We start from the raw sequence: 1,135 nt of genomic DNA, 5'->3' as shown, positions 1-1,135 counted from the left end.
AAGTCACAAAATGGGCGAGGTGCATGATGGCGCCGCGACCACAGACTGGATGGTGCAGGAGCAGGAGCGTGGTATTACCATTACTTCTGCTGCCATTACCGCCTTCTGGAAAGGTTCCGAGAAGCAGTACTCGCACGAGCACCGTTTCAACGTAATCGATACCCCGGGCCACGTAGACTTCACCATTGAAGTTGAGCGTTCCCTGCGCGTACTCGACGGCGCTGTCGTTGTGTTCTGCGGTACTTCGGGTGTTGAGCCTCAGTCGGAAACCGTATGGCGTCAAGCCAACAAATACGGCGTTCCGCGTCTTGTTTACGTAAACAAGATGGACCGTGCCGGCGCTAACTTCCTGCGCGTGATCGGTCAGATCAAGCAGCGTCTGGGTCACACTCCGGTGCCGATTCAGTTGGCTATCGGTTCCGAAGATAACTTCCAGGGTCAGATTGATCTGATCAACATGCAAGCTATCTACTGGAACGACTCTGACAAAGGTATGGTCCCTGTTCGCAAGGACATTCCTGCTGAGCTGCAAGAGCTGGCTGAAGAGTGGCGCAACAACATGGTTGAGGCTGCCGCCGAAGCCAACGAAGAGCTGATGAACAAGTACCTGGAAGGCGAAGAGCTGTCGATCGAAGAGATCAAAGCTGCTTTGCGTCAGCGTACTATCGCTGGCGAAATCGTTCTGGCTGTTTGCGGTTCTTCCTTCAAGAACAAGGGTGTTCCCCTGGTTCTCGACGCCGTTATCGACTACCTGCCTGCGCCAACTGATATTCCTGCTATCAAGGGTACCAACCCTGATAACGAGGAAGAAGAGATGGAGCGTCATGCAGACGACAGCGAGCCTTTCTCGGCTCTGGCGTTCAAGATCGCTACCGACCCATTCGTGGGTACTTTGACCTTCGTCCGCGTTTACTCGGGCGTGTTGAACTCCGGCGACGGCGTGATCAACTCGGTTAAAGGCAAGAAAGAGCGCGTGGGTCGTATGGTGCAAATGCACGCAAACGCCCGTGAAGAGATCAAGGAAGTGCGCGCTGGTGACATCGCGGCCCTGATCGGCATGAAGGACGTCACCACTGGTGAAACCCTCTGCAACGCTGACAAGCCAAACATCCAGGATCGCATGGACTTACCGGAG

Annotated in this window: 1 protein-coding gene; it reads left to right on the top strand. The window is 54.8% G+C overall.

Annotation, left to right across the window (positions count from 1 at the left end):
• Nucleotides 1–1,135: elongation factor G (locus ACIOU6_RS28055; protein ID WP_401140014.1), on the top strand; the 1,135-nt coding region annotated here is incomplete at both ends.

Source organism: Pseudomonas sp. NPDC087615 (assembly GCF_044743445.1).
Classification (GTDB): Bacteria; Pseudomonadota; Gammaproteobacteria; order Pseudomonadales; family Pseudomonadaceae; genus Aquipseudomonas; species Aquipseudomonas baetica_A.
The sequence above is the reverse complement of the archived record's forward strand: the minus strand, read 5'-3'. Positions and strand labels throughout refer to the sequence as shown.